General features: G+C 42.7%; 20 protein-coding genes and 1 riboswitch. Of the genes, 4 read left to right on the top strand and 16 right to left on the bottom strand.

What is annotated here, in order from left to right; all coding sequences use genetic code 11:
- Nucleotides 1-10: 10 nt before the first annotated feature.
- The 4 genes from DB520_RS04255 to DB520_RS04240 form a co-directional block, all read right to left on the bottom strand.
- Nucleotides 11-1,333, bottom strand: coding sequence for a Gfo/Idh/MocA family protein (locus DB520_RS04255; protein WP_114748373.1), 1,323 nt, complete (start codon nt 1,331-1,333; stop codon nt 11-13).
- Nucleotides 1,334-1,351: 18 nt separating this feature from the next.
- On the bottom strand, nt 1,352-2,311 hold the full coding sequence (locus tag DB520_RS04250) for a formylglycine-generating enzyme family protein (RefSeq protein ID WP_114748787.1): 960 nt from the start codon (nt 2,309-2,311) through the stop codon (nt 1,352-1,354).
- Nucleotides 2,312-2,485: 174 nt separating this feature from the next.
- On the bottom strand, nt 2,486-5,302 hold the full coding sequence (gene uvrA / locus DB520_RS04245; RefSeq protein ID WP_114748372.1) for an excinuclease ABC subunit UvrA: 2,817 nt from the start codon (nt 5,300-5,302) through the stop codon (nt 2,486-2,488).
- A 372-nt stretch (nt 5,303-5,674) separates the two neighbouring features.
- Nucleotides 5,675-7,249, bottom strand: a complete 1,575-nt coding sequence (locus tag DB520_RS04240) for an ATP-dependent DNA helicase (RefSeq protein ID WP_114748371.1) — start codon at nt 7,247-7,249, stop codon at nt 5,675-5,677.
- Nucleotides 7,250-7,607: 358 nt separating this feature from the next.
- On the opposite strand from DB520_RS04240, the gene DB520_RS04235 reads away from it, so the two are divergent.
- Complete coding sequence (locus tag DB520_RS04235; RefSeq protein WP_114748370.1) at nt 7,608-8,687, top strand: endonuclease/exonuclease/phosphatase family protein; 1,080 nt, start codon at nt 7,608-7,610, stop codon at nt 8,685-8,687.
- A 7-nt stretch (nt 8,688-8,694) separates the two neighbouring features.
- On the opposite strand, the gene DB520_RS04230 is transcribed toward DB520_RS04235, so the two are convergent.
- From DB520_RS04230 to DB520_RS04190, 9 genes are all read right to left on the bottom strand, one after another.
- On the bottom strand, nt 8,695-9,615 hold the full coding sequence (locus DB520_RS04230) for a sugar phosphate isomerase/epimerase family protein (RefSeq protein ID WP_114748369.1): 921 nt from the start codon (nt 9,613-9,615) through the stop codon (nt 8,695-8,697).
- 82 nt (nt 9,616-9,697) lie between these two features.
- The gene (gene tenA, locus DB520_RS04225) at nt 9,698-10,354 is read right to left on the bottom strand and encodes a thiaminase II (protein ID WP_114748368.1); all 657 of its coding nucleotides are present in this window, start codon (nt 10,352-10,354) and stop codon (nt 9,698-9,700) included.
- On the bottom strand, nt 10,338-11,174 hold the full coding sequence (thiD, locus tag DB520_RS04220; RefSeq protein ID WP_114748367.1) for a bifunctional hydroxymethylpyrimidine kinase/phosphomethylpyrimidine kinase: 837 nt from the start codon (nt 11,172-11,174) through the stop codon (nt 10,338-10,340). The genes tenA and thiD overlap by 17 nt, the downstream gene beginning before the upstream one ends.
- Entirely contained in the window at nt 11,167-11,805 is a 639-nt protein-coding gene (thiE, locus tag DB520_RS04215) for a thiamine phosphate synthase (RefSeq protein ID WP_114748366.1), read from the bottom strand. The genes thiD and thiE overlap by 8 nt, the downstream gene beginning before the upstream one ends.
- The gene (gene thiM, locus DB520_RS04210) at nt 11,802-12,590 is read right to left on the bottom strand and encodes a hydroxyethylthiazole kinase (RefSeq protein WP_114748365.1); all 789 of its coding nucleotides are present in this window, start codon (nt 12,588-12,590) and stop codon (nt 11,802-11,804) included. The genes thiE and thiM overlap by 4 nt, the downstream gene beginning before the upstream one ends.
- Nucleotides 12,591-12,618: 28 nt before the next feature.
- Nucleotides 12,619-12,715: riboswitch (TPP riboswitch) on the bottom strand.
- Nucleotides 12,716-12,879: 164 nt separating this feature from the next.
- Complete coding sequence (locus DB520_RS04205) at nt 12,880-14,640, bottom strand: alpha-L-rhamnosidase-related protein (RefSeq protein ID WP_232834832.1); 1,761 nt, start codon at nt 14,638-14,640, stop codon at nt 12,880-12,882.
- A 126-nt stretch (nt 14,641-14,766) separates the two neighbouring features.
- Entirely contained in the window at nt 14,767-15,897 is a 1,131-nt protein-coding gene (locus DB520_RS04200; RefSeq protein WP_114748364.1) for a hypothetical protein, read from the bottom strand.
- A gap of 340 nt (nt 15,898-16,237) precedes the next feature.
- Nucleotides 16,238-17,332 (bottom strand): Ldh family oxidoreductase, encoded by a 1,095-nt coding sequence (locus DB520_RS04195; RefSeq protein WP_114748363.1) that lies wholly within the window; start codon nt 17,330-17,332, stop codon nt 16,238-16,240.
- Between the two features lie 88 nt (nt 17,333-17,420).
- Complete coding sequence (locus DB520_RS04190; RefSeq protein WP_114748362.1) at nt 17,421-18,056, bottom strand: 3-keto-disaccharide hydrolase; 636 nt, start codon at nt 18,054-18,056, stop codon at nt 17,421-17,423.
- A gap of 267 nt (nt 18,057-18,323) precedes the next feature.
- On the opposite strand from DB520_RS04190, the gene DB520_RS04185 reads away from it, so the two are divergent.
- The 3 genes from DB520_RS04185 to DB520_RS04175 all read left to right on the top strand — a co-directional run bounded on the left by DB520_RS04185 (nt 18,324) and on the right by DB520_RS04175 (nt 20,414).
- Complete coding sequence (locus tag DB520_RS04185; RefSeq protein WP_114748361.1) at nt 18,324-18,707, top strand: TraR/DksA family transcriptional regulator; 384 nt, start codon at nt 18,324-18,326, stop codon at nt 18,705-18,707.
- Nucleotides 18,708-18,710: 3 nt separating this feature from the next.
- Entirely contained in the window at nt 18,711-19,271 is a 561-nt protein-coding gene (scpB, locus tag DB520_RS04180; RefSeq protein WP_114748360.1) for an SMC-Scp complex subunit ScpB, read from the top strand.
- A gap of 117 nt (nt 19,272-19,388) precedes the next feature.
- Complete coding sequence (locus DB520_RS04175) at nt 19,389-20,414, top strand: pseudouridine synthase (RefSeq protein ID WP_114748359.1); 1,026 nt, start codon at nt 19,389-19,391, stop codon at nt 20,412-20,414.
- Nucleotides 20,415-20,503: 89 nt separating this feature from the next.
- On the opposite strand, the gene DB520_RS04170 is transcribed toward DB520_RS04175, so the two are convergent.
- The 3 genes from DB520_RS04170 to DB520_RS04160 all read right to left on the bottom strand — a co-directional run bounded on the left by DB520_RS04170 (nt 20,504) and on the right by DB520_RS04160 (nt 22,402).
- A complete protein-coding gene (locus DB520_RS04170) occupies nt 20,504-20,968 on the bottom strand; it encodes a MaoC family dehydratase (RefSeq protein WP_114748358.1) in 465 nt (154 codons plus the stop codon).
- Nucleotides 20,969-21,068: 100 nt separating this feature from the next.
- A complete protein-coding gene (locus DB520_RS04165) occupies nt 21,069-22,154 on the bottom strand; it encodes an MBL fold metallo-hydrolase (RefSeq protein ID WP_114748357.1) in 1,086 nt (361 codons plus the stop codon).
- Nucleotides 22,155-22,165: 11 nt separating this feature from the next.
- Nucleotides 22,166-22,402, bottom strand: coding sequence for an acyl carrier protein (locus tag DB520_RS04160; protein WP_114748356.1), 237 nt, complete (start codon nt 22,400-22,402; stop codon nt 22,166-22,168).
- Between the last annotated feature and the right edge of the window lie 308 nt (nt 22,403-22,710).

Raw genomic sequence — 22,710 nt, 5'->3', positions numbered from 1 at the left:
CAAGGATTGTTTATACAACTTTGCTTTGACCGGGAACGGCATAGGCATAAAAACCATCATCATTAGGCATGGCTTTGGGAGTGGCATCCCATGCTAGCCTATCTGGCCTAAGGTCAATGCCTGAATTAATCGCTTCATCCCAAGTCACTACTTTACCAGAATAGGTCGCAAACCTTCCCAAAATACTGGTCATAGTACTTTTTGCGGCATTCTCCGCGTCAGCATATTTGTATTCCCCTTTGACGATGGCATCAAACAATAGGTCATGCTCTTTTTGGTAAGGATTTATATTGTTTTTGCCATCATGTTCATAAAGACTATTCCCTTTGTAGTCCGTAAGTTTTCCAACGTGTCCGGCATTCATGTAGGCCTTTCCATTGGTTCCCTGGAAGCTTTCGTCCACTCGGTTGGCAGCCCCTGGGAAGTGTCTGCACTCACTGTGGATCACCGTACCGTCCTCATAGGTAAAGAGAACCACGTGATGATCAAAAATTTCACCATGATCCTTACCTCTTCTTACAGTGCGGCCACCAGTACCTTCGGCTTTTACGGGGTATCCGTTTTTCACCCAGTTTGCCACGTCCAGATTATGTACATGCTGCTCCACTATGTGGTCTCCGCATAGCCAATTGAAGTAATACCAGTTTCGCATTTGATATTCCATTTCGGTTTGGTCCGGTTGCCTTTCCCTTACCCACACTCCTCCATCATTCCAGAATACCTGACCGCCTATGATGTCTCCTATGGCCCCATCATGAATTTTATCTATGGTATTAACATAGCTATCCTGATAATGTCGCTGTAATCCAGCCACCACATTGAGCTTTTTCTCCTTCGCTTTTTCCGCAGCTGCAAGCACTCTCCTGATTCCTATGGCATCGGTGGCTACCGGTTTTTCCATAAATATTTGCTTTCCCTGATTCACAGACTCCTCGAAATGATCTGGCCTGAAACCAGGAGGTGCAGCCAAAATAACCACGTCCGCCTCCTTTATTGCATCTTTGTATCCCTCAAAACCGGTGAAACGCTTTTCCTTGGGAACTTTGACTTTATCCTCTCCGTATTTTTTCAATATCCTTTCGTAACTCTGCTCCAACCTATCTTCAAAAGCATCGGCCATTGCAACCAGTTGGATGTTTTTTCCAGTATCAAAGGCCTGGAATACAGCCCCTGTTCCCCTGCCTCCACAGCCTATTACGGCAATTTTAATGACATCGTCCCCCGTAGCATATGCTCCGGGAAGACTAAAAGGGGTACTTAAAAGCGCTCCGCCAGTCACGATGGCAGAGGTCTTTATAAAGTCCCTCCTTGGATTGATTTTTTTGGTTTCCATAGTTAAATTAGTTTATAGTTAATAATCTTCCATCGGCAACTTCCCAAAATAAGCCTCAATTTCCTCCTCGCTGGGAGGGGTAAGCGGCCTTACTACCCTCATCCCCACAAAAGGGGCTTCAGGAAACCACCATTGGCTTTTTGGAATCTGCGGATCTATCCTTTTCCACTCTGGATCACTTGCCACCCTGTTTGCAGGTCTGAGCTCCTCTGCTGTGCTTTCGTAATTACCACCTTTGAGAACTTTGGGATATAGTTCGTCATCAGAAACCCAGGGATTTTCCACTACTGCCCCACTTCGAGCTCCGTAAATATCCGGCTGGTAATGATCCATGGTCCATTCCTGTACATTACCCAATATATCATATAGACCCCAGGGATTAGGTTCCTTTTGACCCACTTTTTGGGTTTCACCATTGCTATTTTCGGCAAACCAGGCATATTTTTCGAGTTCTTCTGCATTATCCCCAAAAAAATACGTCATGGAGGACCCTGCCCTACTGGCATATTCCCACTCTGCCTCAGTGGGCAAGCGGTAAAAGATGCCTGTTTTCAAATAAAGCCATCGGCAATATTGGATTGCCCCATATTGCGTCATGGCAATGGCTGGTTTATTTTCCTTACCCATCCCGAAAGTCATATCCAGATAGGGTATAGAGGGTCGGGTCAATCCATCCACTTGGAGAGGCAAGGGGCCTGTGCTCGAAGCTTCCTCAAAATTTTTATCCATAAAGAGCTCAAACATGTCCCAGGTCACCTCATGAGCCCCCATCCAAAAAGGGTCTAATTTAACCTCATGTTGGGGAAACTCGTCCTCAGAGGCAAAAGAATCCCCATCTGGACTTCCCATTTTAAAGGTACCACCGGGAATGGGCACCATATCAAAGGAAAGTGAAGTACCCGGCAACTCTTGTTGGTAGGGCTCAAAATCGTTGTCCTTATTGACAAATCCTACAGCGACTGCAAAAAGTAGTGCCATTGTCATCACCCAAATAGGGTAGTTGCGTCTTGTGTTCATCGAACGGTTAAGGGGATAAATGGGGAATAGCTTTAGTTAGGAAACTTTCCCGAATAGTTCTATTTTGTTTAATGGCCTGTAAAATAAGCTTTAATCTTTAGAAATGGAAATGGATTTCCATGAGTAGCTTAAATACTATTTTAGGGCCTGTGCCAAATACTTAGCGGTATAATTGTTGTTTTCCTTCATCAAATCCTCGGGAATACCCTCAAAGGTAAGGTATCCTCCGGATTCTCCTCCTTCAGGTCCAAGGTCAATCACCCAATCTGCCGCTTTTATAACCTCCGTATTATGTTCTATAATCACCACAGAATGACCCTGATCTATGAGGGCATTAATGGAAACCAGCAGTTTTTTGATATCATGAAAATGCAATCCCGTGGTGGGCTCGTCAAAAATAAATAAGATCCTTTCCTTCGCCTTTTGGTCCCCCTTTCCCAAAAAAGAGGCTAATTTTACCCTTTGCGCCTCCCCCCCACTTAGGGTATTTGAAGATTGTCCCATCCCAATATACCCTAAACCAACTTCCTGCAGCGGCTGTAGTTTATTGATTATTGGTGCCTTGTCAGCAAAAAATTCCATTGCTTCGTCGATGGTCATGTCGAGAATCTCTGAAATATCCTTTTCGCGATACTTTACTTCGAGAATTTCCTGCTTAAACCGCTTGCCCTTACAAGACTCACAGGTAAGGTAAATATCGGCCATAAACTGCATTTCAATTTTTTGGGTGCCCTCTCCCTGACAGGCCTCGCACCTTCCCCCATCGACATTAAAACTAAAAAAAGCTGGCTTATAGCCCCTTTGTTTCGAGATCGGCTGATCGGCATAGAGGCTTCTAATGGCATCATAGGCCTTCACATAGGTTACAGGATTGGATCTGGAAGATTTACCTATAGGGTTTTGATCCACGAACTCCACTCTGTCCACTTCCTTTATATCTCCTTCCAGTTTATCAAATTTACCAGTTTCCTCGGTTACCGTTCCTATGGTTTTACCTAGTGCAGGGTATAGGATTCTTTTAACCAAAGTGGACTTGCCAGACCCACTTACACCAGTGATTACAGTAAGAACCTGAAGTGGGATTTTCACAATGAGGTTTTTGAGATTATTTTCCCTGGCTCCTTTTATTTTTATGGCTTTATTCCATTGGCGATTGGAGGTTTTATGAAAGATCTGAGTGTCTCCATTCAAATACTGAGCGGTGTAGGTATTGTTTTTCGCCAGCAGCTCCTCTATATTTCCTTGAAAGACTAAATTTCCACCGTGAACTCCTGCATCAGGCCCTATGTCAATAATTTGATCCGCAGAGCGGATTACCTTCTCTTCATGCTCTACCACAATCACGGTATTGCCCAGATCCCTTAGGGATTTTAACACTTCTACCAGTCTTTCGGTATCCCTGGGATGAAGCCCAATACTGGGTTCATCCAAAATGTACATACTTCCAACCAACGCACTGCCCAAGGAGGTTGCCAATCGGATTCGCTGATATTCTCCCCCTGAAAGGGAAGAAGTCAGTCGGTTTAGGGTAAGGTATCCAAGGCCCACTCTGTTCATGTATTCCAGTCTGTTGGTAATTTCCTTTAACAACCTATTTGCCAACTTGGAATCGCTGGGGCTTAATTTTAATTCTTGAAAAAAAACAAGAGCCTTTTCTATGGGCATTAGAACCACATCGGTAATTGAAATACCACCTACTTTCACATAAGAAGCGTCTTTTCGAATCCTGGTTCCTTTACAATCGGGACATTTCGTGCGACCTCTAAAGCGGGAGAGCATCACCCTATATTGGATTTTATGCATTTTGCTTTCAACGAATTTAAAAAAATCATTGATCCCCTTAAAATAAGAGTTGCCTTCCCACAGCAAGGTAATTTGCTCCTCATTCAGCTCCTCAAAGGGTCGATGTATGGGAAAATCAAACTCAATCCCATTTTTAAGTAAGGGGTCCAGCCACTTTTTGGTTGTCTCACCACGCCAAGGAGCAATTGCCCCCTCATAGACAGAAAGGGACTTATCGGGAATTACAAGATCTAGGTCTATGCCCAAGACAGAACCAAAACCCTCACATGTCCTACATGCGCCATAGGGGTTGTTAAAACTGAACAAATTGACGCTTGGCAATTCAAAACTCATCCCATCCAATTCAAACCTGTCGCTGAAGCTGCGCTTTTTGCCATCTGGCACCGCGATGATACAATCCCCATGTCCTTCGAAAAAAGCAGTCTGAACACTGTCAGCTATACGGAACTGATTATCTTCATCTTCATGACGTACACTCACCCTGTCTATCAATATTTCTACTTCGCCTTCGGGTATTTTCTTCATTTCTAGCAATTCCTCCACGAAGAATGCCTCATCCTTTATCAGCACCCTGGTAAACCCCTTCTGAAGCAAAATTTCCAGTTCCTTTTCTAAGGTACGCTCCCCAGAGCGTTGAAGGGGACAGCTAATCATGAATTTTTGTCCTTCCTCCAAAAGGTTGACATAATCCACTACATCGGTTACCGTATGGTGCCTCACCTCCGCCCCACTTAGGGGCGAAATCGTTTTTCCTATTCTACTAAAAAGTAGTTTCAAGTAATCGTAAATTTCCGTGGTGGTCCCAACGGTGGACCTTGGGTTCTTGGAGGTTACTTTTTGCTGTATCGCTATAGCAGGTGAAATGCCCTTGATGTATTCTACATCTGGCTTTTCCATCCTGCCGAGAAATTGTCTGGCATAGGAACTGAGGCTCTCTACATACATTCTCTGTCCTTCTGCAAAGAGGGTGTCGAATGCAAGGGATGATTTCCCGGATCCAGATAATCCAGTGACAACGATTAATTGATTCCTAGGGATGGCCAGACTGACACCTTTTAGGTTATTCACTCTGGCATTTTTGATAATGATGAACCGTTTAGCGTCTAAATTTTCCAGCGATTCGGTAGATACAGTTGAAGCTGTCGTCATAGGCTGCAAAGATACCTAGACAACCTTGCAATTGATAAATTGTTGGATAAAAAAAAAGCCGATACCCATCATCCCCTCTCACCAAAAATTCGTATTCTCCGGCTTCCACCTGCATTGCCATTTTATAACTTACCGTAAAATTTGAGGTCTCAAATGGGCAACCATATTCAGGGACAATAAATCATGAAAATGAAAAACGACAACAAAGTAAAAATACCCGTATAAAATCTCCGTGCAGTCATCCCCTTATAAGTATAAAAATCATTTATCATTATTTGAAATACAAATTGAGTGATTTTAACAACAAAAAAAAGTTATCAAATAAAAAAATCAATTCTTGGTTATTTTTCACAATTACTTGGAATAATTATTTTATCCTTTATTTAACATCCAATTCCTTACCCTCAAAAATTGTTGCCACTTGGGATAAATGGTGAAATCCCTTACCGTTTGGGCCTCATTAAAAAGTTTTTTTGCCATTTCAATTTCCCCATTCTTGAAACAATGGAAAGCGTGCCGCATAGCAACTCCTGCCCTTGCCTCAACCAGCTCCTTTTCGATTTCCTCCTCGTTGGTCTTTTGGTCGCTAAAGCTAAGACTCTCTGGGCTCACCTTCACGCTTTGCATGGCTATGGGTTGCTTCAAGACCAAACCTTCCAAGCTACTGCACCTGCTTAATGCCACATACACCTGTCCGGCCTCAAAAGACCTGCTTATGTCCAAGATGCATTTATCGAATGTGAGTCCCTGGCTTTTGTGGACTGTAATGGCCCATGCCAGTTTCAAAGGAAATTGGGTAAAAGTACCTATGACTTCAGCATCAACCTTATTTTCTTTCTCGTTAAATTTAAACTCTATGTTTTCCCATACTTCCCTATGCACCTCAATACTTCGCCTTCCTCTGGTTTGCACGGTAATTGTTTTTTCCTCCAAATGAGTCACTTTGGCGATCATGCCATTATAAAACCCCTCCTCTGAATTATTACGTAGAAAAATAACTTGTGCCCCTACCTTAAGCTTTATGTCCATGGGCTCAAACGGCACTAAGCTTGGAGGAAATGTATCCTTAAAAACGCCTTTATATTCTATTTCCTTTCCGGATAGGGCATCCAGTTTCTTATTGTTGATCTCAGTAATAGCTGCATTGTGGGTTCCAAGGAGGATATAACCTTGATCCAAAAGCCCAAACTTATACTTTTTTACGGTTTCGTTGAGCAACTTCAAGTCTCCATAGGTATGCAAATTTTCCCTTACCCGGTTTAACAGGCCTTTAAAGTGCTCATCTTTTTGCCTGTAAATTTTTTGGAGTTCAATATGTACAGGGTTCAGCTCTTGAAAACCCTTGGAACTAAAGAAAAATCTGCTTGAGTAATGTTTGGAAAGGTATTCCCAATCTGTGTTTTTTACGATTGGGGGCAATTGAAATGGATCTCCGATGAGGATAAGTTGTACCCCTCCGAAAGGCACTTGCAATTTTTTCCTGTAAACCCTCAAAATACTGTCTATCACATCCAGTAATTCCACCCTTACCATTGAGATTTCATCAATCACCAAAGTATCCAAGTTTTGGATTAGTTTTATCCTGTCTTTGGTAAGCCTGAAAGTAGTATAAATGGATTCTTTTGCCCCCTTGAATCCAGGTGACAACCTGGGATCCCCAGGAAGAAACAATTGCCGAGGGTCGATCCTAAAAAAAGAATGGATGGTACGCCCCTTTGCATTAATGGCTGCCACACCTGTAGGCGCTATCACAGCCACTTTTTTTTCCCAGCCTATGTTCCTAAAAGTGTGGAGAAAGGTGGTCTTACCTGTACCTGCCCTTCCGGTCAAAAACAACGACCTCTCTGAAAACAAAGCTATCTCCAAGGCATGGATGAATTGGCTATTGCTGGTATCCAACCCTTGTTTTTTGAATTCTTCTCGTAAAAAGTCTTTAAGGAAACTCAAAGTGGCCGGGGTTTGGTTTAAAATCCTTGCTATTTTTATGCTGACGGTTTACGAAATTAAGACAAAAGTACCTTCAATCCTTTATCAAATGGGGTTTTTTTATTTCTTTCAAAAATACCACCCCTCCCGATTGACATGGACCCAACCCTTTTTTGAAAAAACTTTTTCCGGCCATATAACCTCCCCCGTCCCGTAGCCACCAGAATTCGAGGAACTTGTCAGACAAAAGTTGCAGCTAATTAAATAGCCAAAAATCACCTTTCTGCTCAAACAGCAAGATATTTTTTCAAAACCTACCCAAAACAAAGTGATTATTATGCCAATTTGAATACATTTAGGTAATAAAAACCAAACTAATGTGGAAGCCCTGGAAATTATTAAATGGTTTTTTGCAGCCTTAAGTTTGATTGCAGCATTAGCCTCACTAATCAAATGGGATGACTGGTGGATTAGAGTTTTTGATTTTCCAAGAATTCAAGTGGTGGTCATTAATGTCCTATCCATCCTTCTTTTTTTAGGAGTAGGCTTCACCCTTGACCTAATCAATGGGCTTTTCCTGCTTCTTCTTATAGCTGCGCTTATCTATCAGGGTAAAAAAATCTACCTCTATACACCCTTTGCCCCTAAACAAGTGGCAAAAAGCAGCCCAGGAAAAAAAGGGGAATCCATCTGCACATTGGTGTGCAATGTATACACCCCCAATAGAAACAGCGAGGCATTGATAAGCCTTATTGAATCCAATAACCCAGATCTGGTGCTGACGCTGGAATCAGATTTATGGTGGGAAAAACAGTTGTGTTCCATCGAAAAGCACCTGCCCCATACCGTAAAGGTGCCACTGGATAACCTCTACGGAATGCACCTTTACTCCAAACTTCCATTGGAAGATGTGCAGGTACTCTATATCGTAAAGGAGGAAATTCCATCCATACATGCCAAGGTGCTAACCCCCGCCGGAGAGAAAATAAACATCCATTGCCTGCACCCAGAGCCCCCCAGCCCTTCTGAAAGTGAGACTTCCACAGACCGGGATGCAGAACTTTTAATTGTGGCCAAAAATGTAAAAAACCACCAGGGACCAGTTATGGTTTTTGGTGACCTCAACGATGTGGCTTGGTCAAGAACAACCCTACTTTTCCAAAAAATAAGTGGGCTTTTAGACCCTAGAATTGGAAGAGGATTTTTCAATACCTTTCATGCGAAATATCCTTTATTGAGATGGCCTTTGGATCACATTTTCTTCTCCAGGCATTTTACGTTGGAAACCCTTAGGGTATTGCCTAAAATGGGTTCGGATCATTTTCCTGTACTTATCCGATTGACCCTACACCCTAGGGAAAACCTCGATAATGAAACCGAAGAAGAGGCACAAGTCTCGGAAAAAAGCTGGGCTGCCAAAAAAATCGATAAGGCAGACCCAAACTTGAAGACCATTTAAATCCTCCCTACAATGGAATGTATTGGCTTAGGTAGTTTCTGGCCGTGAGAATGGCACTTTTAATATCCTCCTCTGAGCCTTCATAGGCCTTGTCTTCTACTTCAATACAACAAGGGCCTTTATAGCCCACGTCTGTCAATGCTGCAAAAAACCGGCCCCAAGGCACATCGCCCAGCCCCGGGATCTTGGGAGAATGGTATTCCAAGGGGTTGGCTAGAATACCTACCTTATCCAGTTTATCCTTGTAAACCCTTACATCTTTAAGATGTATATGGTGCAATCGGTCTCTGTATTCGTAGATGGGTTTCACCGGGTCCATCATCATCCAGGTAGGGTGCGAGGGATCATAATTAAGCCCAAAATGGGTATCCGGAATTATAGTGAACATTTTGTCCCAAATAGCGGGTGAAAAAGCAAGGTTCTTCCCTCCAGGCCACTCGTCATCCGTGAAAAACATGGGGCAATTTTCTATTCCAATATTAATCCCACTTTCAGCGGCAAACTTTACCAACTCCGGAAAGCGCTCCTCAAATAATTTAAGGTTGTCATGGATATTCAAACTCGGATTTCTCCCCACGAAGGTGTTTACCACTGGAATTCCTAACAGAACAGCGGCTGAGATCACCTTCTTAATATGTGAGATTGCCTCTGCTGCTTTTTTCTCATCAGGATCCAATGGATTTGGATAATAACCTAGTCCGGATATTGATACTCCTTTTTCTTTTTGATAGGCATTGATCCGCTTTATACCCTCCTCATCCAGATCGTTTACATTTACATGTGTTACCCCGGCATATCTACGTTCCGCCTTTCCCCTGGGCCAACACATCATTTCCACACATCCAAATTTATGTTCAGCGGCAAAGTCTATAACCTCTTCAAAACTTTTTTCCGCTAAAATGGCACTCACAAATCCTAAGGTTAACATGCACTATAAGGTTTAGTTGTGAAAAACTTTTACCATAAAAGTAGAAAATTTGCCTGTTCACGCCTAACCGTTGGCAAAAAAGCTAAACCTCCCACTGCTCTAACCTGTAAGCGGAATCCCAAAACATCCACTCCAGCTTACTAGCCATCACGAATGCACTTGTCATTTTATCCTTCAGGCTAGGGCTGGCTTCATCGGCAAGCTCATCGGTAATTTGAATGGCAGACTCTACCGAACTTGCAAACTCCTCCCCTGCATAAGTAGCTATCCATTCCTTATAAGGATTATCCTTGGCATTTTCCTGATTGCTATAAATGTAATCGCCGACACGTTTATAAATCCAAAAACAAGGAAGAACCGCTGCTACGGCTTCTTCTACATTGGCCAGGGCAGCTTTATTGAGGATATACTGGGTATATAGCAAACAAGTGGGGGTAGGGGATATTTCTCCGGAAACCCCGAACTTTTTAAAGTAGCCTTCGTGAAGGGCTCTTTCCACTACTATTGCACCACTTGCAAATTGCGAAAAGGCCAACATCTTTTCAGGATCCTCCATTCTACTGCTAATGGCACTAAGGGTTCGCCCAAACTCCACTAAATAATGGGCATCTTGAGCCATATAAAATTTAAACTTCTCCACTGGTAGTGTTCCCTTCATCAGCTCTTGGTTAAAAGGCATGTCTATGATATCTTGGTAAAGCGGGTTTATGGCTGCCCAAGCTTCAGTCGTCCAATTCATTGATTATTGTTTTTATTGGGTTATGAAAATGGTTCAATGGTCCGTGTCCGGAACCTGTTTTTTGGTCTTTTCCTTGCAATAAGGCCTCAAAAATATAGGTTCTGGCATTAATTACAGCATCCACCATGCCCCTACCCTTTCCTAATTCAGCGGCAACGGCGGAGGAAAGCGAGCACCCGGTGCCATGGGTATTGTGAGTATGGATACGAGAGGACTTGAATACATGTATCTCCTCATCTCTCATGGCCAAAACATCATAGATGGTTTCTTCTTGCAAGTGGCCTCCTTTTACCAAAACCCCTTGAGCCCCAGATTCCAAAAGCTTATCCGCAGCTTCCAGCATATCTTTTTTATTTTTCACTTCCCTATGGGTGAGTATCATCGCTTCATCTAAATTGGGAGTAATAATATCGACAAGCGGAAACAAAAGCCGGACGATAACCTCAATAGTTTCATCTTGGATAAGCTTATCCCCGCTAGTGGCTACCATTACAGGGTCAAAAACCACAGGAACATCCGGGTAGTTAAGTAGATTGCTAACGATAATTTCCACCACTTCGGGACTATCCACCATACCGATCTTGATGGCCTTTGGGGCAATGTCTTCCATCACAGCTTTTATTTGACCATCTAATATTGGCATCGGCAAAGCGTGAATAGCCCTTACCCCTACGGTATTTTGTACAGTGATAGCAGTAATAGCTGAAGCCGCATAGCAGCCTAGTGCGGAAATGGTCTTTATATCCGCCTGAATACCTGCTCCACCTCCACTGTCAGACCCGGCGATGGTCAATACGGGAATATAGGTTTTTTTAAGCATTTTTAGCCTTTTCTATGGTTTCTCTCAGTTCTGTGGCGGATTTGGAGGGATTATCTGCACTGCAAATAGCAGAAACTACGGCTATACAATCCGCACCATGAGCAATCACCGAAGCAGTATTTCCTAATTTTATGTTGCCAATAGCCACCAAAGGTTTCTCTGTTTTTTGACGTAATTCTTGAAGACCGAGCAAACCCCATTCCCCCAGGGTGTCTGGTTTAGTGGGGGTATTGAATATGGGGCTTACCCCATAGTACCAGGCATGTTTGGACTCTGTTTTAGTGAGATCTGCAAGTTGGTCCAATGACAATCCCACAGGAAATTTTTCTCCCAATAATTGCTTAACCTCGGTGATGGAATCATCTTTTTGGCCTATATGAATCCCATCACATTCTGCCTTTAGCGCTACTTGTGGGTTATCGTTAACGAGCAAAGGCACGCCGTATTTATCACAAATCTCTTTTGTCCGTTTGGCCTTTTCGGTAAACTCTTTTGCTGAAAGTAATTTCTCCCTGAGTTGCACTAGATCAACTCCTCCTTTCAGGGCTTCCTCCAGTATCCAAAAGAAATCCCTACCCAAGCAAGCTTTCTGATCCGTAACCAGGTATAAGCTATACGGAAAGCCTTTCATCTTTTTACCTTAGCGTACTTCTGTATGGCTTGGCCATCCATTTGATAGAGGGCATCATAAAAATAGAGTTGCAAGGTGCCAGGGCCTTTAGCTTTTTTGGCAGCAAGTTCCCCAGCAATCCCCATGAGCACCATGGCAGAAAGTGTGGCTTCAAATGGGTCATCTTCAACGGCCATACAGGCACCAACCACCGCAGTGGCTGTACATCCCATACCAGTTACCTTGGCCATTAGGGCATGTCCATTGGCCACTTCGGCCACCTTGTCTCCCTGGATAATCAAGTCTTTTTCCCCTGAAATACACACCACCGTTTGAAGGGAATTCGAAAGTTCCTTTCCTGCATCTTTGGCTTCTAGGGAAGAATGCGTGCTGTCTACCCCCTTTGATTCGATCCTGACCTTTGCCATTGCCATAATTTCGGATGCATTACCCCGAACAACGGTGGGATTAAACTTTGATAATTGCGTAATGGCCTCATTTCTCAAAGGGGTAGCACCGGCACCTACTGGGTCCAGAACCCAAGGTTTATTGATATCATCGGCTTTCTTAGCCGCCAAGGACATGCTGTCCACCCAATATTGATCTAAAGTGCCGATATTGATTACCAAGGCCTGTACGATGTTTAGCATATCCTCAACTTCCCCATGGGCATGTGCCATGATAGGGGAGGCTCCCATGGCCAATAAGGCATTGGCGGTATTGTTCATGGCCACGTAGTTCGTGATACTATGTACCAAAGGACTTGTTGCCCTGATTTTTTCTAGATGGTTGATAACGGACTCCATAGGACTGGGGTTTAGAAACTTCAGGAGTCATCTTGCGGCAACTTTTCCCTTCGCCGGCATTACCCGGATCAGGTAATTAGGGTATTATCTCAGCCCTTTTCACAAGGACACCCCCAAAGTTTTATTGATTAGTTACATTAACAAAAGTACCAAAATCTAAGCATCTTTCAAACTAGCAGCAAGTGGTATTGGTGATCCTCAAGAAAATGTATAAAAAAGAACAGGAAACGGTAATTCGGGAATAAAAGCCTCTTTTCCTTAACTAAACCATTCCCACTCTCCTTCTCTTTTAGTCCCTGTTTTCGGCCAATTTCACCTGAATTCCAGGAGGGGCCTCTATTTTACTTTGAATGCTTCCGTCTTGCATTTTTTCATGTCGGATATGAATAGGCCCCTCTGAGGTTGGATAGCTACCCTCTACCCACTCCAAATTACCCAAGTGAGGGGAAACAAGAAATTCCTTTCCTCCGGGGCTTTTCACCTTTACACCCAGCACATGACTGCTCAGCCAGGCAGTGGGTCCGGAAGCCCAACCATGACTAAGGTTGTGTCGTAACTTTTCATAACTATAGCCACCGTAGCTGGCATGTACATCCACTTTGTCATCTGGAACAAATTCATCTATCCTTCCGGCATTTTCCATCCATTCAATATCAAAATCCTCCCAAAAGGTGGTGGCACCAAGGTCCAACATTCCTCCCCAATACTCCTTGATATAGTCCATGGCCAATTTGTGGTTTCCTGCTTTTGCCATTGCTTCCAGCATATAATAGCCATAGAAGGTGGAAAACCCCTTAACCCCACCCTTAGTCAATATTTCTTTGTTTGCTTTTTCCGCATCCATTAATCCGGTCAAAGCCATTAAGGCCGCAGCTTGCTTATTACCTGCGGCATCAGGCTGGTAAGTCTTCAATTCTCTGGCCATTTCATTGGCTATATTCACCTGCTCATCCTCATCCAGATATCCGAAAATTTCAGCAGCAGCTTCAAAGGCCCAGAGAAGCATGGCTTGAAGCCCGGCATGTACTGCTTCCCTGTTTTCACTGCTCGGCCAATCCAGGAATCTGGTTCCATCCAAATTTTCTCGATTTCCTTCCACCCTTGAACTCATGTGGCTCAGCAGTTCGGTCAAATAGGCTTTCTGCTCACGTAGATACTCTAAATCCCCATGCTGTAGGTACCAGTCCCGGTGGATGATCACCCACCACATGGAGTAGGTGCTAATCCCATTCATCCACTGTGGCATGGGTGTAATGTCCCTTATCAAATCCAAACTTTTTGGCACCACTTCGTTGTAACCAAATACTGCATTGATGGTAGAAACCTCGGGATGCATGTCGCCCACCCATACCAATCTATCTCTTTTAATACCATCCCAGAGGTACTCCTGCATGTTTAAATGCACGGTATAGGCTCCCACATCCCAAATGGAATTTAATCTTTCGTCGCTACTTTTAAATGATCCTATGTATGGAATATCCCTGTAGACAAAAATTGCATTGGCTTCTTTTATGATAAGCTCCCTGTTGGGTTCAACCAAATCTATCCTGACGTACCTAAAGCCAGAGTTCCCAACTTCAATTTTTCCCAACCAGGGCAAAGGAATCACAAAATCCCTCATGGCGTGGTCGTTGGTCGCTCCATTAACTGTATCTATCTCTGACATTGCTTCGGATACCGATTCCCCAAAACGTACCCTTATCTTTACAGGCTCCTTATCCTGCATCATTCCGGTAACCAACTGAATTCCACCATGTAGGTTTATACCAAAATCCAGCAGTATTCCTGGCATTTGATCCTCTGAACTTCGGAGCCTGCAAAAGTCCTGTTGATTTGTAAGTATGGCCTGCCCAATATTGGGGCCCAATAGATGGGAAGGGTTTTCTATATAGGTATCCTCTTCGGTGGACTTCCAAAAAATTTGCTGTGGGGACAGGTATTTCCGGGATCTAGAATCTTCCGTAACCTGGTAGTTTTCCGGCGGACCAAAGGAGGGTGGTAATTGGGCCTTGAGGTTTTGGATAGACAAACAAATTACAAGAACTAACAAACCGCCAGTTAAACTACCACCATTTGGCCTTAAAGGATCCCTTCGTTTTATTCTCCTTATATACGATAACATCATTGAACAAAAATACCGGATAATTCCAAGGTTGTATCCTGTACTTTCCTGCCCTTAGGGTATTACTCCAAAGGCTCTAAGCTCATCATCAATTTTTTGGTTCCACCTTTCTTGGGCAGTCCGGTTGGATCCATGTGACGTTTCTTTATCGTATTGTTCTTGGTACCTGTTCATTTCTCGGTAGGCATCAAGGTACATAGACGAAATAACCCGGTCATAATTGTAAGGAAAGAGTTCCATATTCCCAACTCTTTCTTTTAATCTCTCGGTAATGATTTGGGCGATGTCAAAATGCCTTTGTTCGTGGTTAAGGGTATAAGCATTTTTCTCCGTTTTAACATAGGAGGAGCTCTTTAACATGAAGGTTTTAAAATCCAATATAACCTCCACTTCTCCGTCTTTAATCCTACTGTCCCCTTCATAGGCAAGGCTTACAAAAACCGATGCAGCATAATTGCTCCTGAATGGAGCCCTACCCGAAAAATCAGACCACCTCAATGGGCGTTTTGGATCATAAAACACGGTGTCGTCCAGGTTGTCTTCTCTATAATCTCTGATTGTTACCTTTACTGATTTGGCGAGTTTTTCATTGATACCGGCTTCTTTTTCTATCCAATCATGAAAGTATTTAAGGGCATTACCTACCGACCTCCTAAACACTGGCTCTATGACTGCCTTTTGTCTTACCGACCGCTTGTAGCTCATGCCTCCCTGAAAATCCAAAAGATGCACATGGTCATACTCCCTTTCTAACTCAAAGGAAAAATCCAAATGTACCTCCCCTTCCACTATACCCCTATTGGCATCCACCAGTTTTTCGATAATTTGGCAGTCTTTAACTTTTATCCAAATAGGCCGCAAATTTAAATCCCGAGGCAGACTCCCTGCTACAAACTGATTCATAGCTTGCTCAAGACCCCCTTTTAAATCAACCACCTCCAACTGAGATCCACTTGTGGCAGAAGGAACCAAAAATGCAATCGGGATCTTGTTGCTCCTCATGTCGATTACCCCCTTAAAATGAAATTCCTTTGGAACAAAGTTTAGGTCTGCAATTTTGAGTTCAATGGGTTCAAAAGAATTCTCATTTGACCCCTTGGCAAATCCAGAAAACAAAATCAAATTGGATATTAGGCCTATTAGAATAGTTAGGGGAGAAACATATTTTGGAAATGAATTTTCCATTTAGCTTAATTCAATTGGGAAGTATACTTTGCCGGGTAAATCCCGTGTAAATCCTAAGTGTATCAGAAACCTCCTCCATAAAACAGCCCCAGGACGATAAGGGTTCTTGGTTACTACCGCATTTCTCCTAAAAATCCCTAAATTGTAGGTGTTTATAATTTTTTTTAGTGCTCACTCCTTGCTGCCATCAGTCGCCTGCCCCGTCCCGTAGCTATCGGGATCGGGGAACTTAATTAGGGGAACTAGTTCCAGGAGAATACCGCATACTTGATAATCATCCCTCCTATAAACGTTATCTTCATGCTAGATTTCACTGGGTTGAGCTGAGAACGTAAAAAGTCTACAGCGGTTTAGGCAATGGGATACTGGTTTCCAAGGATAGTCTTTCCAAGCTGTCAATCACCTTTTGATTTAATGGAATCCCGGATTTCATTCTTTCTTCGAAAGCCATCCGTTCTGGATCTCCGGGAATCAAGACCGGTAAAGTTCCAGGTAAACTTGCAGTGGATCTCATTTCCCTTATCCACGCGTCCATAGAGGATTTGAAGGACTGTATATCCCTGAACCCCTCAATATCCCAAGCCCCAAAAAAATGCCCAATACCTTTTCCCACTTGCTCGTTTTCACCTACCCGCACATTTATAGCAAAGGGTATGGCAAAGGGACCCCAATTAGCACCACTTAATACCGCAGAAAGCACATCCACCATTGTGGCCAGACAATATCCCTTATGGCCACTCCCATCCTTATCACTACCCAAAGGAAGAAGAGCTCCCCCCTGCATCATTCTCTCAGGAGAGGTGGTGGGATTCCCCTCCTTGTCTATACACCATCCTAGGGGCACTTCATTGCTTTCTCTATGAGCAATTTCCACTTTTCCATAGGCAACCGTGCTACTTGCCATATCAATCATAATGGGAGGTTCCGCGTCTGTTGGGAAAGCAATAGCGATGGGGTTGGTTCCCAATTTTTTTTCAATTCCGTTGAAGGGCACCACCCCTTTGGTGGTGTTGGTCATAGACATGCCAATGAGGTCCTTGGGCAATGCCATTGCAGGATAATAACCCGCAGCACCATAATGATTGGTGTTACATACCGAAATCCAACCGGATCCGTGGGTGGCTGCCTTTTCCATGGCTAGCTCCATACACTTTGGACCAATCACCAAACCCAGGCCATTGTCACCATCCACCGTGGCAACACTGCCCTTTTGGCGAATTACCTTAAGTTCTGGCCTGGGGTTTATCCTTCCATCCCTCATAAGGTCGTAGTAGGTTTCTAGTCTCGCAATTCCATGGGAGTCAATGCCATGTTCATCACTGTAAGCCAATACATCAGCGGCCAATAGGGCATCTTCTGGGTGCACGCCAAATTTCTCAAAAACCCTTTGAATGAATTCCCTGAGGGCCTTTGGTTCATAAAATGGTCTATCCATAGCATTTCAAAAAAAATCCAGTCCATTGTAAAAATGGACTGGAAGGTGGTTTAATTGTTGGGTTATGAAAACGGTTTAGGATGTTGATTTAAGGAAGAGGCTTGATCTTGATATCCTTGTAATATATTATACTTTCAGGATCATGGGCTTGCAAAGCAATAGTTCCGCTACTTAGTTTTTTCTTGCTGTCGCCTACAGGCTCCCCTCTGTCTTTATCTTCATCATATTCATTGATTACTTTGTCATTCACTTTTACGGTTACCTTTCCGTCCTTCACGATAATATGCTTCGTGTACCATTCATTATCGGATACATAGGTTTCTTTTACATCCTTGTAGCTATACACACTGCCCGTTTTTCTCCAATCCCCGTGACTTTGGTTTACCTGGATTTCATATCCTACACCTGGCCAACCATCCTCCTCATACTCGGTATGGATAAAAATCCCTGAGTTGGCTTTGGGCTCTGTTTTTATCTGCGTCTTAAGTTCAAAGTTTTTGAAATCGGCTTTTTCAACCTTTCCAACATAAAAAAGGTGAGCCCTAGGCCCATCAATTTTAATGGCTCCGTCCACTACTTGAAAAGAACTGGGGTTTTCAGAGGCTTTCCAGCCCTTCAGCGACTTTCCGTCAAATAGTGTGTACCAACCTTCTTTGTCCTTTTTCTGGGCAAAAGCGCTAACGGCAAAAATAGTCATTAGACCAATAAGAAATATTTTCTTCATTTCATGCAAAGTTTTCGTAATCAATAAGAGAAATAAAATTAACATATTATACTGCATTAATCAAAAAATACATGAGTAAACGGTAAAATACTACATAAATGGTAGCTATTTCGAGGAATGTTTGCTCGTTATAATTTTTCGTACATCTCTCCGTTTAAAGAAATAAAATTAGGGATTTTTAAATTTCAAAACCTAAGTGTATTTTAGGGAAATTTTTAAGGGTCCTAACCCAAACAATTTATCTAAGCTAAATACTTTAACGTGTCTATGAGCCAGGAAGAAAAAAATTCTTATTCGCAGGAAGAGCTGAAGGAATTTGAAGATTTAATCAATGAGAAGCTTGCAGTAGCCAAAGAGGAACTCGCACAGCTTAAAGAAACGCTTAGCAAGAAGAACGATAGCGGTACCGACAACACCGCCAGCACCTCTAAGCTATTGGAAGATGGAGCAGACACACTAGAGAGAGAGAGTCTCAGTCAATTGGCTGCCAGGCAACAAAAATTTATCATAAATTTGGAAAATGCCCTAAGGCGGATTAAAAACGGCACCTACGGTGTATGTGTGGATACTGGTAAGCTTATTTCCAAAGAGCGGCTAAGGGCTGTTCCGCACACCATGCATTCCATCGAAGCTAAGTTGGCAAAAAAATAATCTTTGGATTTCCTACACAAACATATAGAAGCGCTGATCTTTTGTGCCGATGGCCCAATAGCCCCGGATGAAATTCAGAAGTGCCTTACCGAAATGTTTGAATCTGAGGTTCCCGAAAGCCACATTTCCGAGGCCATTGATTCCTTAAGGGATAAATATGCCTCGGATGATTTTGTTTTTGCCCTAGAGAAAAGCGGGGGAGGTTATCAGTTTTTGACAAAGCCGGCTTATCAGAGCAGCATAAGTATATTGCTCAAGCACCGTTCCCAAAAAAGATTATCCACTGCACAATTGGAAACCCTCTCCATAATTGCCTATAAACAACCCATTACCAAATCAGAAATCGAACAGATAAGAGGGGTCAACTGCGATTATTCGGTGCAAAAGTTGCTGGAAAAGGAACTTGTGGCCATTAAAGGCAAATCAGAAGGACTGGGAAGACCAATTCTCTATGGTACCAGCGAAAAGTTCATGGACTATTTTGGCATCAACGATATTAAAGAACTCCCCCAGCCAAAGGATTTTAGGCCAGAGGAAAATGAGATTGGGGAAAAGAAAGAATAATCCCTCTTACTAATTTACCCCATATTTTTTTTGCCTAAACTCCTAAATCCAAGAGATTTAACTTACCTTTGCAGCCAAATTTACTAAATCAAATCCAGCAGGGATGCTGCAACAAGTATGAAAAAAGAAAATAACAGCCAAAAAGGACATCCCAAGAAAAGAAAACAGCAGTTTTCGGATCAACAAAATAAGGGGAAGCGAAATACCTCTTCCGAGAAGGAGAACGAAAGTTCCAAAAAAGTCTATTTAGGAAGAGGCAAAAACCAAAAACCAGTTTATGAATATGTAGCCGACCTTCCTGAAAGGTCCAAGCCCAACAAAAAGAAGCCCTACTCTCCTTTAAAAAGAGGATCAGCCGGTTATGGTACTAATGAAAAACCTGCCTACCAAGAGGTTTTAAAGGAGGTCAAAAAAAATAAGGACGATGATGAGCTAAGGCTAAACAAGTACATAGCCAATTCAGGGGTTTGTTCCAGACGTGAAGCAGATGTACTCATCGCCAAAGGTGACATCACCGTAAATGGGGAGGTCATCACTTCACTGGGGTATAAAGTAAAACGAAAGGACCGGGTATTGTATAAAAGCAAGGTAATTAACCCCGAAAAACCCGTTTACCTATTATTGAACAAACCGAAGGATTATATTACTACCACAGACGACCCTTTTGAAAGAAGAACAGTCATGCAACTTATTGAAGGGGCGTGTGAAGAAAGGGTTTTTCCAGTAGGTAGACTGGACCGCAACACCACCGGGCTTTTACTTTTCACCAATGATGGTGAATTGACAGAAAGCCTTGCCCACCCCAGCAACAGAATTAAAAAAATCTATCAGGTAACCCTGGACAAGCCTTTGGCAAATAATGACTTGGAAGTAATCCTAAAAGGAATACAACTAGAGGATGGGTTAGCAGAAGTGGACGACCTTCAGGTACTTTCAAAAGACCGGACCATTTTGGGGCTTGAAATTCATTCTGGCAAAAACCGTATAGTAAGAAGGATATTTGCGGCTTTTGATTACGAGGTAGTTGCTTTGGATAGGGTGATGTATGCAGGACTTACCAAAAAGGACATCCCTAGGGGCCGGTATCGGTTCCTCTCTGTACAGGAGGTTATCAACCTCAAACACCTAAGACGAAAAAAATAAGAAATTAAAACACCCCAACAATGATTAAACTTGTTGGGGTATTTTTTTGCTTCAAGTATTGAATATCAGGGACTTTGTAAGACTCCGATTTATAAAAAGTGATATAAAAATATTAAGGTAGCTGCCAACGCAGGCTTTTTCTGACCTTTTATTTCCATCTTTACTTTCATTTCCGTTTTGATGGTTCCCTTTAGGTCACTGATATTCGCAAGGCTTGCCCTCATGCAAATTTCGTCATTTACCTTTACTGGACTCGTATATCTCAAATTTTCAATTCCGTAATTTACCATCATCCTCAAGTTATTTACCTGTACAATTTGATTCCAAAGATAAGGAACCAATGACAGGGTCAGGTATCCATGAGCGATGGTACCACCAAATTCCCCCTCCTTTGCAGCCCGATCAGGGTCTGTATGAATCCATTGGTGATCTAGAGTAGCATCTGCAAAAAGATTAATCTGCTCTTGGGTAATCTTATGGTATGCTGAGACGCCCAGCTCTTTTCCAATATATTGTTGAAAGTCCTCGAAATTATTGATTACAAGTAAGCCCATGGGAAGAGTTTAAATTTAACAGACCTGAAATTATCAAAAAAGATGGTGGTAGGAAATAAAACACACAAAAATTAAGCTTTCAGGCTAATTTTAAGTGAAATCAATACAAAAAATTCTTCCCAATTACCGGATATATAAGCTCGCCTTCCAAATCCTCTTGATGCTGAATCAGCAGGTCCAATGGCTCCAGCATGGGTTCATCCGACAGATCAAATGTCCCAAAATGCATAGGAAAAAAATGTGCCCCTTGCATTCTGTTAAAAGCTTGAATAGCATCGGTTGGGCTAATATGCGACTGTTCCATAAACCATTCAGGCCTGAAAGCTCCAACTCCCATAATAGCAATATCAGGAGATCCCATCTGCGTGGAGATTTCCTCAAAATGAATCCCATCCCCACTGTCTCCCATAAAATAGATTTTTCTATCGGGACTGCTAAAATAAAATCCGCCCCAGAGTCTTTTGTTGGTATCGGAAAGCCAGCGTCTGGTCCAGTGCCTGCTAGGCACGAAGGTAATTTCCATATTGGGATCACCAGTTTCAAATTGCTGGTACCACCCGGCTTCTTGGATTTCCTGCCCTTCCACCCAACCCTTGAGAAGGTCCTTCATGCCTAAACCCGTCAAAAAAACAGCTTTGGGATGTTGCTCAGCTAGTTTTGAGATCGTTTGTTTGTCACAATGATCCCTATGATTATGAGAAATCATGATGTAATCAACAGGAGGAAAATCAGCCATCTCCAAAGGAAGATCACTTTCCCTTTTAAGAAAAATGTTATCCATCAAAATGGGATCTATTAAATATACACTACCATGAATTCTGAATAAAAAAGAAGCGTGGCCCAACCAAACCATAAAGTCATCTCCACTTTTCACAAGTTGGCTGGCATCCTGTACCTCCAAAGTACGTGTATCTTTTTCTTTGGCTTCCGCATAAGGGTTTTCATTCCATTTCCAGGTAAGCAAATCCCAAAAGCTTGAGTCGAAAGGTTTATAGAGGTTCCTAAAAGTACCATCCTTTAATTGGGGGGTGCCTTTCCAAACCAGCCCATTATGGACTGTGATTAGAGAAGGGTTACTTACATATCTCACCTTGTTTTCCTGATTATCCTCGTTGTAAGCCCACATGATCCCAGAAAAAATCGGAATAATAAGTAGTAAAATAAACCATACCCTAGGATTTTTCATTTGCGATTTTACTATGAAGCCTTTAGCAAAGTGCTGATTAATTCAGAGGGAGTCTGAATTTTTGCCACTTTTTCATCTGCTATTTCCCTTTTAAGCTCATACTCCAGTTCAAAAATCAAGCCCGAAACAAAAATTTTGTCCATCCTAAGATCCCTATAAAAATTAGCAGCCTTCCTTTTACCAGTCAAGGAAATCCCATAAGAACTAAAAACCTGAATAGTTTTGCGCAATGCAGTGATGTTTTTCATGTGATTATAATTGATTTTTATTTGCCACATAGCCTGCCCCAGACTCGCTTCGGGGGAATCTCGCAATCTTAATCATTCCTATCATTGACATAGTACTTTAAATCATATAACTTATTCATTAAACACTAATTTTTAAACCTACCACGCTGCGAGCGTTGCGGAATCGTTGCGCCCCCCTGAAAAAACTCAGGGCAGGGCTGCGAGAAACCCAATGTCATTTCCTTTCTGTAAATGCCAATTTTTAGAACTCCGTGCGTCGCTTGCGTCATGCCTGACTGCCGTCCAGGCAGGCTCGATTTCAGGATAGC

Source organism: Pleomorphovibrio marinus, from assembly GCF_003347495.1.
GTDB lineage: Bacteria > Bacteroidota > Bacteroidia > Cytophagales > Cyclobacteriaceae > Pleomorphovibrio > Pleomorphovibrio marinus.
The sequence above is the reverse complement of the archived record's forward strand: the minus strand, read 5'-3'. Positions and strand labels throughout refer to the sequence as shown.

Coding starts and splice junctions, on each gene's coding strand:
- uvrA (WP_114748372.1), bottom strand. CDS start 5,302: ATGACGACAGCTTCAACTGTATCTACCGAATCGCTGGAAAATTTAGAC.
- tenA (WP_114748368.1), bottom strand. CDS start 10,354: ATGAATTGGACGACTGAAGCTTGGGCAGCCATAAACCCGCTTTACCAA.
- DB520_RS04230 (WP_114748369.1), bottom strand. CDS start 9,615: ATGTTAACCTTAGGATTTGTGAGTGCCATTTTAGCGGAAAAAAGTTTT.
- DB520_RS04160 (WP_114748356.1), bottom strand. CDS start 22,402: ATGAAAAACATCACTGCATTGCGCAAAACTATTCAGGTTTTTAGTTCT.
- DB520_RS04175 (WP_114748359.1), top strand. CDS start 19,389: ATGAAAAAAGAAAATAACAGCCAAAAAGGACATCCCAAGAAAAGAAAA.
- DB520_RS04185 (WP_114748361.1), top strand. CDS start 18,324: ATGAGCCAGGAAGAAAAAAATTCTTATTCGCAGGAAGAGCTGAAGGAA.
- DB520_RS04170 (WP_114748358.1), bottom strand. CDS start 20,968: ATGGGCTTACTTGTAATCAATAATTTCGAGGACTTTCAACAATATATT.
- thiD (WP_114748367.1), bottom strand. CDS start 11,174: ATGCTTAAAAAAACCTATATTCCCGTATTGACCATCGCCGGGTCTGAC.
- DB520_RS04165 (WP_114748357.1), bottom strand. CDS start 22,154: ATGAAAAATCCTAGGGTATGGTTTATTTTACTACTTATTATTCCGATT.
- DB520_RS04190 (WP_114748362.1), bottom strand. CDS start 18,056: ATGAAGAAAATATTTCTTATTGGTCTAATGACTATTTTTGCCGTTAGC.
- DB520_RS04200 (WP_114748364.1), bottom strand. CDS start 15,897: ATGGAAAATTCATTTCCAAAATATGTTTCTCCCCTAACTATTCTAATA.
- DB520_RS04255 (WP_114748373.1), bottom strand. CDS start 1,333: ATGGAAACCAAAAAAATCAATCCAAGGAGGGACTTTATAAAGACCTCT.
- DB520_RS04195 (WP_114748363.1), bottom strand. CDS start 17,332: ATGGATAGACCATTTTATGAACCAAAGGCCCTCAGGGAATTCATTCAA.
- thiM (WP_114748365.1), bottom strand. CDS start 12,590: ATGGAGTCCGTTATCAACCATCTAGAAAAAATCAGGGCAACAAGTCCT.
- DB520_RS04250 (WP_114748787.1), bottom strand. CDS start 2,311: ATGGCACTACTTTTTGCAGTCGCTGTAGGATTTGTCAATAAGGACAAC.
- thiE (WP_114748366.1), bottom strand. CDS start 11,805: ATGAAAGGCTTTCCGTATAGCTTATACCTGGTTACGGATCAGAAAGCT.